The sequence below is a fragment of the Streptomyces sp. NPDC037013 genome (assembly GCF_055607265.1).
Genome location: NZ_JBVJRV010000012.1, coordinates 1 through 15,556, shown reverse-complemented (window position 1 = coordinate 15,556; position 15,556 = coordinate 1). Strand labels below are relative to the sequence as shown.

Annotated in this window: 13 protein-coding genes; 4 read left to right on the top strand and 9 right to left on the bottom strand. The window is 71.3% G+C overall.

The annotated features are described in order from the left end of the window. Window positions 1–21 precede the first annotated feature (21 nt). On the bottom strand, window positions 22–567 hold the full coding sequence (locus tag ACZ7DY_RS35320; protein WP_471143040.1) for a ferritin-like domain-containing protein: 546 nt from the start codon (window positions 565–567) through the stop codon (window positions 22–24). Between the two features lie 393 nt (window positions 568–960). On the opposite strand from ACZ7DY_RS35320, the gene sigJ (ACZ7DY_RS35315) reads away from it, so the two are divergent. Beyond that, window positions 961–1,890, top strand: a complete 930-nt coding sequence (gene sigJ, locus ACZ7DY_RS35315) for an RNA polymerase sigma factor SigJ (RefSeq protein ID WP_471143037.1) — start codon at window positions 961–963, stop codon at window positions 1,888–1,890. A gap of 36 nt (window positions 1,891–1,926) precedes the next feature. On the opposite strand, the gene ACZ7DY_RS35310 is transcribed toward sigJ (ACZ7DY_RS35315), so the two are convergent. Together ACZ7DY_RS35310 and ACZ7DY_RS35305 are read right to left on the bottom strand one after the other, a co-directional pair. After that, the gene (locus ACZ7DY_RS35310; RefSeq protein ID WP_471143034.1) at window positions 1,927–2,997 is read right to left on the bottom strand and encodes a methyltransferase; all 1,071 of its coding nucleotides are present in this window, start codon (window positions 2,995–2,997) and stop codon (window positions 1,927–1,929) included. A 63-nt stretch (window positions 2,998–3,060) separates the two neighbouring features. Next, window positions 3,061–4,647, bottom strand: a complete 1,587-nt coding sequence (locus ACZ7DY_RS35305) for a class I adenylate-forming enzyme family protein (protein WP_471143033.1) — start codon at window positions 4,645–4,647, stop codon at window positions 3,061–3,063. Between the two features lie 509 nt (window positions 4,648–5,156). On the opposite strand from ACZ7DY_RS35305, the gene sigJ (ACZ7DY_RS35300) reads away from it, so the two are divergent. After that, window positions 5,157–6,101, top strand: coding sequence for an RNA polymerase sigma factor SigJ (sigJ, locus tag ACZ7DY_RS35300; protein WP_471143031.1), 945 nt, complete (start codon window positions 5,157–5,159; stop codon window positions 6,099–6,101). 380 nt (window positions 6,102–6,481) lie between these two features. Here sigJ (ACZ7DY_RS35300) and ACZ7DY_RS35295 read toward each other — a convergent pair whose 3' ends face one another. From ACZ7DY_RS35295 to ACZ7DY_RS35275, 5 genes are all read right to left on the bottom strand, one after another. Next, window positions 6,482–6,880 (bottom strand): nuclear transport factor 2 family protein, encoded by a 399-nt coding sequence (locus tag ACZ7DY_RS35295; RefSeq protein ID WP_471143029.1) that lies wholly within the window; start codon window positions 6,878–6,880, stop codon window positions 6,482–6,484. Between the two features lie 213 nt (window positions 6,881–7,093). Continuing rightward, window positions 7,094–8,611 (bottom strand): MFS transporter, encoded by a 1,518-nt coding sequence (locus ACZ7DY_RS35290; protein ID WP_471143026.1) that lies wholly within the window; start codon window positions 8,609–8,611, stop codon window positions 7,094–7,096. 129 nt (window positions 8,612–8,740) lie between these two features. Next, window positions 8,741–9,667 (bottom strand): aromatic prenyltransferase, encoded by a 927-nt coding sequence (locus ACZ7DY_RS35285; RefSeq protein ID WP_471143024.1) that lies wholly within the window; start codon window positions 9,665–9,667, stop codon window positions 8,741–8,743. Between the two features lie 112 nt (window positions 9,668–9,779). Then, window positions 9,780–10,718 (bottom strand): sigma factor, encoded by a 939-nt coding sequence (locus ACZ7DY_RS35280; protein ID WP_471143022.1) that lies wholly within the window; start codon window positions 10,716–10,718, stop codon window positions 9,780–9,782. Between the two features lie 205 nt (window positions 10,719–10,923). Further along, the gene (locus tag ACZ7DY_RS35275) at window positions 10,924–11,385 is read right to left on the bottom strand and encodes a hypothetical protein (RefSeq protein WP_471143020.1); all 462 of its coding nucleotides are present in this window, start codon (window positions 11,383–11,385) and stop codon (window positions 10,924–10,926) included. Window positions 11,386–12,024: 639 nt separating this feature from the next. Between ACZ7DY_RS35275 and ACZ7DY_RS35270 the strand changes: the two genes are divergently transcribed. After that, window positions 12,025–13,620 carry a prenyltransferase/squalene oxidase repeat-containing protein gene (locus ACZ7DY_RS35270; RefSeq protein WP_471143017.1) on the top strand — a complete coding sequence of 532 codons (1,596 nt, stop codon included), beginning with the start codon at window positions 12,025–12,027 and terminating at the stop codon, window positions 13,618–13,620. Window positions 13,621–13,887: 267 nt separating this feature from the next. Continuing rightward, window positions 13,888–14,943: a methyltransferase gene (locus ACZ7DY_RS35265; RefSeq protein ID WP_471143014.1), complete on the top strand. Its 1,056-nt coding sequence runs from the start codon at window positions 13,888–13,890 to the stop codon at window positions 14,941–14,943. Between the two features lie 522 nt (window positions 14,944–15,465). On the opposite strand, the gene ACZ7DY_RS35260 is transcribed toward ACZ7DY_RS35265, so the two are convergent. Further along, a partial coding sequence (locus ACZ7DY_RS35260; RefSeq protein WP_471143324.1) for a pyridoxine 5'-phosphate oxidase C-terminal domain-containing protein occupies window positions 15,466–15,556 on the bottom strand: 91 nt, incomplete at its 5' end.

Below are 15,556 nucleotides of genomic sequence, written 5' to 3'. Positions count from 1 at the left end.
CACCGCGGTGTCTGGCCCTTCTCAGGCCCGGTGCTCGCCCGGGATGCGCTCCAGCAGGCCGCGCAGGTCGTCGGCGTGCTCCTCCTCCTGGGCGAGGAGTTCCTCGAAGACGCGGCGGGTGGTGGGGTCGCCCTCGCCCAGCCACTGGGTGATCTCGGTGTAGGCGGCCACGGCGACGCGTTCGGCGACCAGGTCCTCCTTGATCATTTCGATCAGGTCGGTGCCGGCGTGGTACTCCGCGTGGGAGCGGGCGGTGAGGGTGTCGGGGTTGAAGTCGGGCTCGCCGCCCAGCTGCACGATGCGCTGCGCCAGCTTGTCGGCGTGCTCCTGCTCCTCCTGGGCGTGTTCCAGGAACTCCGCGGCCACCGGCTCGGAGTAGAGGCCGGAGGCGGTGTAGTAGTGCCGCTTGTAGCGCAGTGTGCAGACGATCTCCGTGGCCAGGGCCTCGTTGAGCACGAGCAGGACGCGTTCCAGGTCCGCGCCGTAGGCGTCGGTCACCGGGCCCTTCTCGATCTGCCGGCGGGCCCGCTCGCGGATGGTCTTGATGTCGGTCAGGAACTCGGCCATGGCAACTGCTCTCTCCTCGGTTACGAGACAGCGGGCGGACCGTCCGGTGACCCGCTGACCCTGAACGTACCCGTTTACACCCCTTCGTCCCGTGGGGTGTTCCGGCGTGTGGGCGCGTCGGGCCGCGGGAAGGGGGCGGAGGGTCCGGGCAGGAGAGGGCGCAGGGCGGTGGTGATCCCTGCGGGGGGCCCGCCCGATCCGAGGGGTGAGGCGGGCAAGTCCCCCGCAGGGACGTCTGCGGGCCGCGCGGTGCGGGCCCGTGGTGATCGATCTCCACCGGTACGACGGGACAGGCCCTTGTAATGTGAGGTGCGGGCGCCGCCCGGACGGCGGTGTCCCCTCGCGCCGGTGGGGGCGGGCGTGCGGCGGGGAGTTGAGGGAGTTGGCGAGACCATGAGCATGCGGCCCGATCCGGAAGAGGCCCTCTTCGGTGCGGGGCGGGGCGTGGTCCTGGGCGAACGGCCCCGGCTGATCAATCTCGCCTACCGCTTCCTGGGCTCGCTGGCCGATGCCGAGGACGTCGTGCAGGAGACGTACGCGCGCTGGTATGCCATGTCCGAGCAGCAGCAGGCGGCCATCCGCTCGCCCGGCGGCTGGCTGACGAAGGTCGCCAGCCGGATCTGTCTGGACCTGCTCGGCTCGGCGCGGGCCCGGCGGGAGAAGTACGTGGGGCAATGGCTTCCCGAGCCGCTGCCCGATCGCACCGAGTGGGCGGCGGGGGCCGGGCAGAACACCGCCGATCCGGCCGACCGGGTGACCCTGGACGAGTCGGTCGGCATGGCCTTCCTCGTGGTGCTGGAGGCGATGACCCCCGCCGAGCGGGTCGCGTTCATCCTGCACGACGTCTTCCACTACGCCTTCGCCGAGGTCGCCGAGATCGTCGGCCGCACCCCGGCCGCCTGCCGCCAGCTGGCTGCTTCCGCCCGCCGCCGGGTCCGCGCGCACCAGTGCCTGGCCCCGGACACCGGCCGGCGCGCCGGTGTGGTGGGCGACTTCAAGCAGGCGTGGGAGAGCCAGGACATCAAGGCCCTCATCGGCCTGCTTGATCCCGATGTCACCATCGTCTCCGACGGCGGCGGCCTGGTCCGCACCCGCCTGCACCCGCTGGAGGGCAGCGAGCAGGTCGCGCAGGCCCTGCTCATCGTCTCCGCGCGGGCGCCGGGGGCCACGATCGTGCAGCGCAGCGTCAACGGCCAGGCGGGCCTTGTCGTCCAGCACGAGGGCGCGGTGCTGTCCGTGCTGGCCTTCGACATCGCCGAGGACCGCATCCAGCACATCTGGGTCATCCGCAACCCCGAGAAGCTGCGGCCCTGGGCGGCCTGAGCCATTCCTTGGCCTCGGCCGCCCGGACCCCCTCGGTCAGGCGATCTTCGTCGCGGACAGGATGGCCTGGACGGGGATGACGTCGCGGGGGATCTCCGCGGCGTCCTTGGTGATCGCCTTGGTCACCTTGAACCCGCTCTCCTCCAGCCAGCTCTGATACACCGACAGCTTCTGCGGGCCGCCCTGGCCCATGGCCGCGCCGATGAAGAAGGCCGGGAAGAAGTCGACGTTGTAGTTGTCGGTGTCCTTGATGTTCTCCGGATACACCGGCACCAGGATGTTGACCGTCCCGCCGACCTCCAGGGACTTGTTGACGCCCGAGAGGATCTTCAGGACGTCGTCCTTGTCGAACATGTCCAGGAAGTGCTTGATCAGTACGGTGTCGAAGCCCGTGGGGATCTCGTCGAAGACGTTGCCGCCGATGAAGGACAGGTGCTCCTCCAGGCCGTGGGCCCGGAAGTTGGCCAGCGCCTCCTCCTGCTTCTCCGGCAGGTCGAAGGTGGTCACCCGCAGTCCGGGGGACTTCTTGTGCTCGAAGGTGTGGATCGCGCCGAGCCCGGTGTTGCCGGCCAGGTCCAGCACCCGCGCCCCGGCGGGCACGTCGATGTTGGCGAAGAACCAGGGATCGATGTTGGCGGTGACGGTGTTCATCAGCTTGAGCCAGGCGTCGTTGAGGTCCTGGTGGTCGGCGACCGCGTCATAGAGGGTGCCTTCGGCCCCGTAGAGCTCCTTGAGGCCGACGATGGTGCGGCTCTGCACGCTCTGGGTGAGGTAGAACAGCTGGCGCAGCGCGGTGACCTTGATCAGGTTCATGTAGCGCAGTGCGCGCTTTAGGTCGCTCTCGGCGACCTCGGCGAGCGCGTCGAGGGAGTAGCCGGCGGAGTCCTCGTCGTAGGCGACGAAGCCCTCCTTGACCATCAGGAACAGCAGCTGCTCCACGGCGTCGGGCTTGGCGCCGACGGCCTCGCCGAGCTCTGCCGCGCTCAGGCCGGGCCGCTCGCGCAGCCGGTCGATGATGCCGAGCTCGAAGACGGAGAGCAGGGTCATGAACCGCGAGGGCCCCACCATGTATTCACGAAATCGTGCGAGCGTGGCGTCAGAGGTCATTGCGGGGATCCTTTTCGGGTCGGTTGATCGGCGTGGCTGGGGCGGGGTGCGGGCGGCCGCGGTTCATGCCTGCTGGGCGCTCTGGTGCCTGAGCCGGTCGGCCAGGGCCAGGCGCTGGACCTTGAGGGTGGCGGTGCGGGGCAGTTCGGCCTGCGGGATCTGCACCGGGTCGGCCAGCTGCGGGAAGGCGGCCACGGCCTTCTTCCAGCGGGCCCGGTCCAGCGGTGTGTCGTCGGTGGTGCAGATGACCGGGACGGGCTCGGCGCCGGGGCCCTCCACCACCACGAGTTCGCTCAGTTCGGGCAGCCGGCCCAGGACGGTGTCCTCGATCTCCAGGGAGCTGCGCACTCCGGCGATCATGTCGACCTCGCGGTCGAGCAGGTGCAGGCATCCCAGGCGGGTGCGGTAGCCGACGTCGCCGGTGCGCCACCAGGGGCCGTTGAGGTTGGTGTCGTAGCGGTCCTGCTCGGCGAAGTAGGTCTTGGCCAGGCCGTCCCAGGCGACTTCGATGAAGCCGGGGCTCTCCTCGGAGGGTGTCTGGCCGCCGCGGGGCACCACCCGTACCCTGGCCGCGCCGGCGGGCATCGCCCAGCCCACGCAGCGGCCATTCGCCTTGTGTGCGGAGCGGCGGAAGTAGGCGCGCCCCACGGCCGGGCCGACCTCGCTCTGCCCGTAGATCTGGAAGAAGAGGGCTCCGCGGCGGTCGGAGGCGTTCAGCAGGCGGCTCATCGTGGAGGGGTGGATGGCGTCGAAGGTGCTGCTGAAGACCTTCACCGATCCGAACGGCGCCCGCGGGTCCTCGCTCAACTCCTCCCATTCCATGAGGGAGTTGGGCAGGGCTTCGATGAGTACGGGGCGGTGGCGCAGCAGTTGCTCGCACACCTGCGCCGGGTCGGACTGGCGCATCAAAAGGACCGGGAACTCCTTCAGCAGCGCAAGCGACATCGCCGCGACCATGCGGGAGTGCACGAAGGGGACGTGGATGGCCACGGTCTCCTTCTTGCGCATCAGTGACAGCAGCCGCCACTGCGGCAGCAGCCGCAGGCCCTGGGTGCGCGGGGTGTGGACCACCAGTTTGGGGATGCCGGTGGTGCCGGAGGTGTGGGTGATGACGGCGGCCTCGTCGATGGGCCGGATCACCGGGGCCACCCGCGGCGCGCCGGCGAACCCGGCCAGGGCGAGGGTGCCTTCGCGCTCCCCCGCCGTGCAGATCACCCGTTCGGTGAGGTCGCTCAGTGCCACGTCCGCCAGGACGTCGAGTTTGGCCGCGTCGGTGAGCAGGGTGGGGCGCTCCAGGCGCTTGAGCAGGACGGCGACGGTGGCGGCGTCCAGGGCCGGTGACAGGTTCACCACGATGGCGCCGATGCGCGAGACGGCGCAGGCGAGCATCCAGTGGTCGGCGTTGGCCTTCTTGAACAGCACCACATGCTCACCGGGCCGCACCCCGGCCGCCCACAACCGCGCGGCCAAATCGTCGACGTGGCCGGCGTACTGGGTCACCGTCAGGCGCCGTCCCGCCTCCGGCAGGACATCCAGGTCGTGATCGAGCGTGATCGGCGTGGACGGGTTGACGGCCGCGGCCATCTCCGGCAGCAGGCCGATGTGCAGACCGCGCTTTTGTATGGATCGGTAGGCTGTAGAGCCCTTCATGGGGTGTGTCTCCTTTGGGCATGCTGCGAGGTCGGCGATGTGCGCGTACTCCGGGGATCAGGGGGTGCGCCGCGGTGGGGGCCGCCGGAGCATCGCCAAGGCTTTGTCCGGCGGTGAACTCCTGGGCGGCGGCCAGGCGTTGGCCCTTCGTGCCGGGTCCCCCTTTTTTTTTGCGCCGTGCGGGTGCCTGGCGGGCGCGGGGCCCGGCGTCGCGGCGCGGCCGGGGTCGGGGGCGCTCAGGCAGGGGCGGCGACACCGCAGGGGGCAGCAGCCCGGCCTGGGCGGTGCGCGGGGCGGTGGAGGGGGGTCGTCAGCAACTCACTGCCGCGTCAACGGTTTTGGGCAGGAAAGACGTGCAGAAACAGTGACACGGATGGCGCCTTCCCGCCAAGAACCCCCGGAAGTGACGTGGGTCACCTTGCCGGGGGGTGTGCGGTGGCCTCACAGCCGGGTGCGCTGTCTCGTCTAACCCGGTGACGGCGGTTGCGACGTGAGGAGATGCCGACACCATGAGCACCCGACCCCCGCGGGGAGACGACCGGCTCGACCCGCACCTGGACACGGTCATGAGCGAGCGGCGTCAGCTGATCAGTCTCGCCTACCGGCTGCTGGGTTCGCTGGCCGACGCCGAGGACGTGGTGCAGGAGACCTATGTGCGCTGGTATGCGATGACGCCGGCGCAGCAGCGGGCCATCGCCTCTCCGGGCGGCTGGCTGACGAAGGTGGCCAGCCGGATCTGCCTGGACCTGCTGGGCTCGGCGCGGGCCCGGCGCGAGAAGTACGTGGGCGAGTGGATCCCCGAGCCGCTGCCCGAGCGCATGGAGTGGGGCGCCGGGCGCCTGGAGGGCACCGCCGATCCGGCCGAGCGCGTCACTTTGGACGAGTCGCTGAACATGGCCTTCCTGGTGGTGCTGGAATCACTCACCCCGGCCGAACGCGTCGCGTTCATCCTGCACGACGTCTTCCGCTATCCCTTCGCCGACATCGCCGACATCGTCGGGCGCACCCCGGCCGCCTGCCGCCAGCTGGCTACTTCCGCCCGCCGCCGCATCCGCGGCTCGCAGCAGGCCCCGGCGCGGCCCGGCGGCCGGCAGGCCGCGGTCATCCGCAGCTTCAAGCAGGCCTGGGAGTCCCAGGACATCGGCGCTCTGATCGGGCTCCTGGATCCGGGGGCGGTCTCGGTCGCCGACAGCGGCGGCCTGGTCGAGGCCGGCTCGCACTCCGTCCAGGGTCCCGGGCACATCGCGCGCGGCCTGGTGGCCCTGATGCGCCGGCTGCCGGACCTGAGGATCCTGGAGCGGATGGTCAACGGCCAGCCCGGGCTCGTGGTCCAGCAGGACGGAATCACCGTGACGGTCGTGGCGTTCGAGGTCGCCGAGGACCGGGTCACCCACATCTGGGCGGTGCGCAACCCGGACAAGCTGCAGCCCTGGAGGGCGCAGGCGGAGGGTTGAGCGTCCCGGCCGGGCCCGGCCGGCCCCCTGCGGGTCGCGGGGGTGCTCAACGGGCCCTGGGCGTAGGGGGGTTGGTGGGCGGGTTTCCGGCCCCGGCCCGTGGACGGGGGCCCTGGGGCGGGGCCGGAAACCTCAGGTGGAGAGCGAGGGCCCCATCGGGCGCCTGTCGGGGGAGCAGGATGAACTCGGCCTCCGCCTGTTACGACGACGTAGCCCCGCGCGATGTGAGGCGGGCGGCCACTTCTTTTTTCCGGGCGGAGTGCGGCGGGCGGGGCATGGCGAGCGGGGCGGCCCGGAAGGGGGGCCGCCCCGCTGCTGCGCGCGCCGCCGCGCCGCGCCGCCAAAAAGCCCCGGGCCGCGGCCGGGGTCCTTGAGCCGGGTCAGCCCTGCGGGGGCCCGGCGGGGGTGATCATGTAGCTCTCCAGGCTGCTGATCAGGTCACCGCGGAAGGTGAAGAAGTCGGAGAAGAGCATCTCCAGCTGCCCGTTCGGCAGGGGCACGACGACGGTGCCGCTCACGGCCACCGTGTCGCCCTCCTCGACCATCCGCTCGACCTTGTGGACCGGGCGCGGCTGCTCGCCGATCTCCTGCTTGACGACCTTTTGCGCGGCGCCGTCCTTGTTCTCGATGACGGCGCGGAGTACGTCCTTGCCGCGCAGGGGCGGCTGGCCCTTCTTCTCCAGCAGGACGTCGTCGGTCACCAGGGGAAGAACCGCTTCCGGGTCGGCGCGGTGAACCCCGTCGAGGTACTGCCTGATGATGTCTTTGTGATTACTCATGCCAAATTATCAGCAGTCCCGGCTCGACCGGATCTGGAATTCCACTGGAGACGGCGGACATTCGCGGACGTTCCTCGCGCGGGGCGGGAAACAGCGGTCCGGTAAACAGAAATCGGACGGCCCCGGGATAACCGGGGCCGCCCGATTTCGGGGCGGGCGGGCGGCCCCGCGGATCCGGGGTGGCGCGGATCGGCGGGGCCGGGTGCGGGGGGCTCAGACGCGGTCGGCCACGACCGGTTCGGGCGCCGGGCCCACGGCCGTCTCCGGGGTGGGCAGGGGGCCGCTGCGCAGCAGGGCGGCGGCCACCAGGGCGGCGAAGGCCAGGGTGCAGCCGGCCAGGCCGAAGACGGTCGAGTAGCCCTCCAGGGCGGCCTGCTGGATCTGGCCCTGGGAGGGCGGGCCGGACTCGACGTGGCCGGCCAGCCAGTCGGCGGCCTTGTTGGCGGCGATCGTGTTGAACAGCGCGGTGCCGATGGCGCCGCCGAGCTGCTGGCCGGTGTTGACGCAGGCCGAGGCGACGCCGGCGTCCTTGGGCTCCACGCCGGAGGTGCCGGTGTTGGCCACCGCGGAGTAGATCAGGCCCATGCCGATGCCGATCACGATGAGCGGGCCCAGCAGGTCGGCGGCGTAGGTGGAGTCCATCTCGATGAACCACAGCCAGCCCAGGCCGATGCCGCTGACCAGCAGGCCGGCGGGGACCATGGGGCGGGGGCCGACCTTGGGCACCACCTTCGAGCCGCCGACGCCGGTGACCAGGATGGTGAAGGCGACGGTGGGCAGCATGGCGCAGCCGGCCTTGATCGCCGAGTATCCCAGGATGGTCTGCATGTAGTAGACGAGGAACAGCAGCAGGCTGAAGAAGCCGGCCCCGACGAACAGCATGGTCAGGTAGGCGCCGCCGCGGTTGCGGTCGACGACCACGCGGGGCGGCAGCAGCGGGTGGGCGGCGCGGGTCTGCCAGGCCGCGAAGATGATCAGCAGGGCGGCGCCCAGGACGAGGAAGCCCCAGGTGGAGAGGTTGCTCCAGCCGTCCTCGGCGTTGGAGAAACCGTAGACCACGCAGAACATGCCGCCGGAGGCGGTCAGGACGCCGGGGATGTCCAGCCGGGCGCCGGCCTTGGCCTGCTTGGGCAGCAGGGCCACGGTGCCCAGGAACGCCACGCCGGCGAAGAGCAGGTTGATGTACATGCACCAGCGCCAGTTGAGGCTGTCGGTCAGCGCGCCGCCGACGATCAACCCCAGGCCGCCGCCGGCGGCCATGACGCCGCCCAGCGCGCCGAAGGCCTTGCCGCGCTCCTTGGGGTCGGTGAACGTGGTGGTGACCACGGACAGGCAGGCCGGCGAGAGCAGGGCGGCGAAGGCGCCCTGGAAGGCGCGGGCGGTCACCAGCGTGCCGAAGCTGTTGGCGGCGCCGCCGATGGCCGAGGCGGCCGCGAAGCCGCCCAGTCCGATCAGCAGGGCCTGCTTGCGGCCGATCAGGTCGGTCAGCCGTCCGCTGAACAGCAGCAGGCTTCCCAGCGGCAGCGCGTAGGCGGTCACGATCCACTGCCGGTCGCCGTCGGAGAAGCCGAGGTCCTGCTGTGCGTCGGGAAGTGCGAGGTTCATGACGGCCAGGTCGAGACCGACCATGAGGTAGGCACAACAGATGACGGCCAGGAGGAGCCACCGCTTGGGATTGACGGCCGCGCCTGCCCCCGGCCCAGCCGCGGGAGCTGCGCTCTGTGTTGCCATGATCTTCTCCTTGTTCCATGGGTCGAACTCTCGGGCCTCACCCCTTACGACGACGCAGCGGCCGGCTTTGTGAGGTGGGCCTTGCAAGGAGTGCGGGCGGCCGGGCGCCGGGGCGGGCCGAAGGGGGGCTCAGGCGTCCTGGGGCTCGTCGGAGCCGGGGCTCATCATCGTGTCCAGCCAGGGCTTGAACTGGTAGTACACCTGGAACTTGTAGACCTCTTCGCCGGTGGAGGACATGGCCACGTAGTAGACGAAGCGGTCGCCGGTGGCCTGGTCGCCGATGGAGGCCAGGAACTTCGCGATCTCCGGTTCCATCGCCACCGGCAGGTCCGCCGGGTCCGTGCCCGGGATGGTGAAGGCGAACCGCTCGATCTTGGCGGAGTCCCAGCTCAGGGTGGCGTAGGCGCCGATGGCCTGCTCGCTGAGCTTGAGCAGCCGCTCGCTGGGCTCGGGCAGCTCCAGGTCGCGGAAGATGGCCCGGACGCTGTCGGGTTCGAGGGTCTTGGCGGAGAGCCCGTTGAAGTACACGTTGACGGTGCGGTCGCGGTAGTCGACCGCGAACATGGGCATCTGCGCGCGGTCCATGCCGTGGCGGGCGAAGAAGTCGTAGTTCCCGGCGACGCTTGCGGGCATGGAGGGCAGGTCCAGCAGCCGGGACAGCGGCTCCATGTCATCCGGCGGGAAGGCCACGTACAGCTTCTTCAGGCCGCTGGCGGTACCGAAGTCGATGCCGTAGCAGTGGACCTTGCACCGCTCGAGGACTTCCAGGTACAGGGAGGATATGGGGTGGTCGGTGGCCTCGAGCAGTCCGTTCGCCAGGGCGACGGTGTAGGGGTCCACGCCGCCCGCGTCGGAAATCGGGAAGCGCCAGTCGATGTCGCTCGAATAGCGTGCGCCGGTGCCCATGCGGAAAGCGATCGGCGTCGTCGGGGTGATCGCGTCCTGGTACGCGGTCAGGACGGCTCGCACCTTGTCGTGCTCGTAGGGAACCTCGTGCACTCGCGCCGATTCCTCAATGGCTGCGTAGAGATCTGCAAACTCGCCGGTCTCAGGCATTTATCCTCCGCTAAATCCACGAGATTCAGGTACGAAACCTGATTATGGGGCGGATGGCTGGAGTCCCGGTTGAGTACTGCTGCGGCTGGCGGGAGATGGCGGAATTTCCGTTTCACTCCTGTCGTTCGCTCCGCCACTCCCGCAGTTTGTCGGGATTGCGCATGACCCACATGCCGGTGATGCGGTCCTCGCCCGCCTCCATCGCCAGGACGGTGACGACGACGCCTTTCCGCTCGATCACCAGCCCGGGCCGGCCGTTGACCATCCGCTCCCCCAGGGTCAGCTCGGGCCGCCTGGCCAGCAGGGCGACCAGGCCGTACGCGATCGGCTCAGGACCCTCGATGGAGCGGTCGCCGCTCGCGGCGAGGCCGCCGGTGTCGACGACGGCGACCACGTGCGGGTCCAGAAGGCCGATCAGCGCGCCGGGGTCGTGGGCTTCCCAGGCCTGTCTGAAGTCGCGGACCACACCGGCCTGTTGGCGGGCGGGGCGGGCCGGGGTGCGGGCGTCGCGGATGCGGCGGCGGGCGGAGCCGGTCAGCCGGCGGCAGGCGGCCGGGGTGCGCCCGACGATGTCGGCGATGTCGGTGAAGGGGTGGCCGAAGACGTCGTGCAGGACGAAGGCGACGCGCTCGGCCGGGGTGAGCGATTCCAGCACCACCAGGAAGGCCATGTTCAGCGACTCGTCCAGGGAGATCCGCTCGGCCGGGCTGTCCCCGGCGCCGGGGCGAGCGGCCCACTCCATGCGCTCGGGCAGCGGCTCGGGGATCCACCGGCCCACATACCTCGCGCGCCGCTCCCCCGCCGAGCCCAGCAGGTCCAGGCAGATGCGGGCGGCGGCCTTGGCCAGCCAGGCGCCCGGGGAGGCGATGGCCTGCTGCTGCGCGGGCGTCATGGCGTACCAGCGCACATAGGTCTGCCGTACGGCGTCCTCGGCATCGGCCAGGGAACCCAGCAGCCGGTAGGCCAGGCCGATCAGCCGGCGCCGCTCGTCCATGACCGTGGTCAGGCTCGGATCGGGCCGGTCGTCTTCCCGCGGGGGCCGGCTGCTCATGCTCGGGGCATCTCCTCGGATCGCGGCTGCCCTCACCCGGGGGTGTGACGCGAGGGCCTGGGGGCGGTGAGGCGGGACGGCGGGCCATACGAGGGCGGCGGCGCGGTCCCCGCAAAGCGGATCGGGGACAGCAAAACGCGGTCACGGCGGGGAAGCCGCCGTGACCGCGGGGCGCATGAGGTGCCCGGTGCGCCGCCGGCCCGCCTCAGCCGGCGGAGCCGGTGTTCTCCGCGCGCAGGGTGAAGCTCCGCAGGACCAGTGCCGTCTCCATCGCGCACAGCGCCACCCCCAGGGTGACGTGGGCGGCCAGCGAACTGTGCAGGCCCAGCAGGGTCTGGGTGAAGGCGGCCACCAGAAGACCGATGGTGGCCTTCAGCGGCCAGGTCAGCCAGCGGTTGCGGCGCCACACCAGGACGGCGGCCACCACCTGGAGGAACACCACGAGTTCAAAGAGATAGGCGTTGAAGCCGTGCGGGTCGATCGAGTCGACGTCGCCGTTGAGCAGCATCCCGGCCAACAGGCCCTGCACCAGGGTCTCCAGGCAGCCGATGGCCGCCAAGACGCGCAGCAGCGTGACCGGGCCACGACCGTCCACCACCCGGGCCGCGGGGCCCACCGTGCCCGCCCCGACGTGGGAGGGCGCACCCTCGGAAGAGGTGTCGTGCATCGAAGTCTCCACTTCTTTCAGTAACCAGGCCTTTCGGCACACTTGACTGACGACGCGGCACCCTGGTTTGTGAGGTCGCCGGAAACCGCGCCGGGCCGGCAGGGGCGTGTGTGGCCCGGCGCCCGGCCGTGTGGGGCGGGCCGATCGGACGGCCCGACGGGCCGGGGAATCCGTGCGCCGGGCAGCACCGTACCGCCTTGGGCCAGGCCCCGTCCTTGATCGTCGAAGTGCCTCAACCGGCGCTCGAGGCAGCGGCGTTGGCGCCCGGTGGGTGCTTCGGCGCTCTTGTCACGGCCCGCCCGGCCGTGTCACACTGTCCGCACGCTTTCCCTGCCCGAAAACGCGCCGAGCGGTGGTTGAGGTTCTCCTCCCGCCTTGCTCGGCGTTCTTCGTCTCCCCCCGGAGCATGCGGCCCCTTCGGGCCGGGCCAGGGCGTGGCTCCGGCGCACCTTCGCAGACCCTTTTGCCTCCGCACGCGCCCTTTGGCGTGCCGCGCGATGGTGGCGCGCCACGCGCTGGCGGCCCCTCGTGGCCCTTTTGCGATCCCCCGCCCTTCTCCCCCTGTGCCCGGCCACCCCCGGCACCTGCCGCCGCACGGCCTTGGCCCGTGCGCTGGGACATCCGAAAGGAATACTGAGCATGAGTGATCGTCTGATCGACCCCATGACCGGCTCCGCCCCCCTGCCCGTGGCAGCGGGCGGAGCCGGGCAGCGGTCGGGGGCCACGGCGGTGCGCGACCGTGTGGCGCGCCATCTGGCCGTGCAGGTGGACGGCGAGGGCGCCCTCAAGGACCGGTGCGCCGGCAGGATCATCGAGTCCGCGCTGCTTCTGCTGCTGCTGCGCAAGGAGCGCGCGCTGCCCCGCGCGCAGAAGGAGCTCGAGGACTACCTGCACCGCGCCCGGCCCCAGGGCATCCTGGAGCGGGTGGTCGTCGACGCGCTGCTGGGCCGCCCGTGCGACCCCGACGACGTCATGGAGGGCCTGGGCCGCTCCCGGCACGGCACCGGCGCGCGCAAGCGGCTGCTGCTGGAGACGATTCTGGGCCTGTGCGGGCTGCTGACGGACGGCGCGCGCCCCGACCCGCGCGACATCGGCCCGCGGCCGCAGGCGGTGTGGACGGAGCTGACGCTGTGCGCGGCCACCATCTTGCACGCGCACTGCGGCTGGGGTGAGCCCGGTGCGCCCGAAGAGGCGACCGCCCAGCAGGAACTGATCGAGCATCAGAACCTGCTGGTGCGGCGGCTCGCCGCCTTCCCCACCGGCCGGGTGTGGGAGGGCAACGCGCTGGCGCACCTGGTGGCCCTGCACGCCCTGCACATGTTCCGGCCCGGCTGCGACCTGATGCGCGAGGGCATCGAGACGCTGGTGCGCCTGCGCGGCCCGGACGGCGGGGTGCCCTTCATCGACGGCCAGGAGGTCTTTGTGACCGCGCTGGCCGGTGTGGCGCTGGCGCCCGCGCCCGGCCACGAGCGGCTGGCGGCGCGGATGGGCGAGTACATCGCCTCCCGCCAGCACGCCGACGGCGGCTGGGGCTACAACGAGACCACCACCCAGACCGACGTGGACGACACCGCCCGGTGCGTGGAGCTCATGCGGATGCTCGACGCCCGGCGGTTCCGCCACGGCATCCAGGGCGGCGAGGCCTACCTGCGGGCGCGGGCCAACGAGGGCGGCGGCTTCCCCACCTACCTGCGGGGCCACCCCTGGGACCTGGACATGACGGCCGGGGCGGTCATCGCACTGCCCTGGGAGCACCACGCGGACCTGGTGCGCCCGGCCGTCGAGGTCCTCATCGGCGCCCAGCGCGAGGACGGCAGCTTCGAGCCGGGCTGGTCGCTGAGCATGCCGAGCGTCATCGTGCGCGTCCTGGACGCGCTGGCCCTGGTGCCCGCCGGTGAGGAGGATCTGCGCCGGCGGGCCGATGCGTGCATGGCCAGGGCGCTGGCCTTCCTCACCCAGGCCCAGGGCGGCGACGGCGGGTGGGGGCACAGCCCGGGCAAGGACAGCGACGTGCTCTCCACCGCCCAGGCGCTGTGCTCGCTGGCCCGCCACGCCCCGGGGGCCGACCTCGCCAAGGCGCTCGCCTATCTGGAGGACCAGCAGCACGCCGACGGCGGCTTCACCTCGATCCCCGACCAGGTGGGCCCGCGTCCGCTGCCCTTCGACTTTCCCGTCCTGGCCGACGTGCACGTGCTGACGGCACTCAACCGCCTGGTCGCCAGCGGCGTCGCCTGAGCCGGCCCGGCACCGGCCGGCAGGCCGCGCGTACGGGGGCCGGTGGCCCCCGTACGCGCCCGCGGCCGGTGCCCGCGGCATCCAAGACACCAAGGGCGGGCGGCGATCTGGCCGTCGCCGGCCGCCTGGCACACGAGAGGCAAAGGAGGGGGAAAGCACGTCCCGTCACGCGGTCAGGACCGGCCACGTCCTGACACCCACCGCCCGGTCCCGGGCACACGCGTGCCCCGGCCGGGGAGTTCGGACGAATGAGAGAAGGACTGGACGATGGCAGTCACACACTCCGGGGCCTCAGAGGGCCCCGGCACGATCAGCACCGCACGGGCGACGGGCGAACTGCTCGAACTCGCCCTGGGATACGTGTATTCGGCGGCGCTGAACAGCGCCGCCCGCTTCCAGATCGCCGACCATCTGGTGGATGGTCCCCGCACGGCCGACGAACTCGCGCGGGTGGCGGGGGTCCACGCGCCCTATCTCTACCGGCTTCTGCGGTTCCTTGCCACCAAAGGCGTCTTCCGTGAGGACGAGGCACACCGCTTCCACCTCACCGCGCTCGCCCAGCCGCTGCGCGCGGACGCCGAGCGGTCGGTGCGCGACTACATCACGGTCTGCGGCGAGCCGCCCTTCTGGGACCCGGCGGGCCGCCTGCACGAGGCCGTGCGCACCGGCACCACCGCCTTCGAGGGCATGTACGGCACGCCGTTCTACAACTATGCCGCCACCGAGCGGGAGTTCGGCATGGCCTTCAACTCCAGCATGGCCTCGGTCTCCGAGGCGCTCAGCGACGACATCGCCGACGCCTGCGACTTCTCCACGGCCAAGAGCGTGGTGGACGTGGGCGGCGGACAGGGCGGCCTGCTGCGCACCATCCTGCGGCGCAACCCGCACCTGACGGGCACCCTGTTCGACCTGGAGAACGTGGTGGCCGGGCATGTCCTGGACAGCGCGGACCTGGCCGGCCGCTGGCGGGCCGAGGCCGGGGACTTCTTCGTGGCGGTGCCCTCCGGCGCCGACGTCTACATCCTCAAACAGGTGCTGGCCAGCTGGCCCGACGAGCAGTGCCTGCGCATCCTGCGCACGTGCCGTAACGCCATGCCCGCCCACGGCCGGCTCCTGGTCGCCAACCCCATGATCCCGGCGGGCAACGACCCCCACCCGGGAAAGACCATCGACATGGTGATGATGACGGTCCTCAACGGGCGCAACCGCACCCGCGCGGAGTACGAGGAACTCCTTGCCCAAGCGGGCTTTGAGGTCTCGCGTTTCCTGGAGCCCTCACCGCACGCCTCCGCGCTCGAGGCGGTGGTGACCGCCGCGGCCTGAAACACCCGGGGGCGGAACGGGCCGGGCCGTGCGCCGTGTTCCGTGCTCTCACCATCGGCCCGCGCACTAGAGCTGCGGTCGAGTCCGGCTGCACGGTGCACGCCCGGTGCGAGCTGCACTTCTTGCCCCCGGCGCACATTCCGGTACGGCACCGCCGCCGGCCGCCGGAACACGGCTGCGGGGAGCACTGCTCAAGGGCTGCGGGCGGGATCGCCAGGGGGCGGCTCGTGTCACCTCACATTCCGGCGGCCTGCGTCGTCGGACTGGGCAGAGGTCGACACACGGTCCGGGCCCCATCCCCCGGCAGCCCGATCCGCAACTCCCGATCTCTGACACCGGCTTCGAGCCTGAAGCCGCTCACCCCTCGGTCAGGAGCTTTCTTGTGAACGTGCCTTCCATTCGCGGATCACCAGCGGGCCGGCCGCTCGCCTGAGAGCGCCGCCGCCGAGACAGGGGCCGTCGACCATCCGGTCGGCGGCCCCCCTTTTTTTCTGTTCCCGGCCACCCCGCGCAGGGGTGGGGTCAGGGTTGGAGGCGGGTGGTGTGCCAGCCGGTGGGGGTGTGGTCGTAGCGCAGGCGTTCGTGGAGGCGGTCGGTGCCGTTGGCCCAGAAC

Excerpts from the sequence above, each read along its gene's own strand:
- ACZ7DY_RS35320 (WP_471143040.1), bottom strand. The coding sequence starts at position 567 with ATGGCCGAGTTCCTGACCGACATCAAGACCATCCGCGAGCGGGCCCGC.
- sigJ (WP_471143037.1), top strand. The coding sequence starts at position 961 with ATGAGCATGCGGCCCGATCCGGAAGAGGCCCTCTTCGGTGCGGGGCGG.
- ACZ7DY_RS35310 (WP_471143034.1), bottom strand. The coding sequence starts at position 2,997 with ATGACCTCTGACGCCACGCTCGCACGATTTCGTGAATACATGGTGGGG.
- ACZ7DY_RS35305 (WP_471143033.1), bottom strand. The coding sequence starts at position 4,647 with ATGAAGGGCTCTACAGCCTACCGATCCATACAAAAGCGCGGTCTGCAC.
- sigJ (WP_471143031.1), top strand. The coding sequence starts at position 5,157 with ATGAGCACCCGACCCCCGCGGGGAGACGACCGGCTCGACCCGCACCTG.
- ACZ7DY_RS35295 (WP_471143029.1), bottom strand. The coding sequence starts at position 6,880 with ATGAGTAATCACAAAGACATCATCAGGCAGTACCTCGACGGGGTTCAC.
- ACZ7DY_RS35290 (WP_471143026.1), bottom strand. The coding sequence starts at position 8,611 with ATGGCAACACAGAGCGCAGCTCCCGCGGCTGGGCCGGGGGCAGGCGCG.
- ACZ7DY_RS35285 (WP_471143024.1), bottom strand. The coding sequence starts at position 9,667 with ATGCCTGAGACCGGCGAGTTTGCAGATCTCTACGCAGCCATTGAGGAA.
- ACZ7DY_RS35280 (WP_471143022.1), bottom strand. The coding sequence starts at position 10,718 with ATGAGCAGCCGGCCCCCGCGGGAAGACGACCGGCCCGATCCGAGCCTG.
- ACZ7DY_RS35275 (WP_471143020.1), bottom strand. The coding sequence starts at position 11,385 with ATGCACGACACCTCTTCCGAGGGTGCGCCCTCCCACGTCGGGGCGGGC.
- ACZ7DY_RS35270 (WP_471143017.1), top strand. The coding sequence starts at position 12,025 with ATGAGTGATCGTCTGATCGACCCCATGACCGGCTCCGCCCCCCTGCCC.
- ACZ7DY_RS35265 (WP_471143014.1), top strand. The coding sequence starts at position 13,888 with ATGGCAGTCACACACTCCGGGGCCTCAGAGGGCCCCGGCACGATCAGC.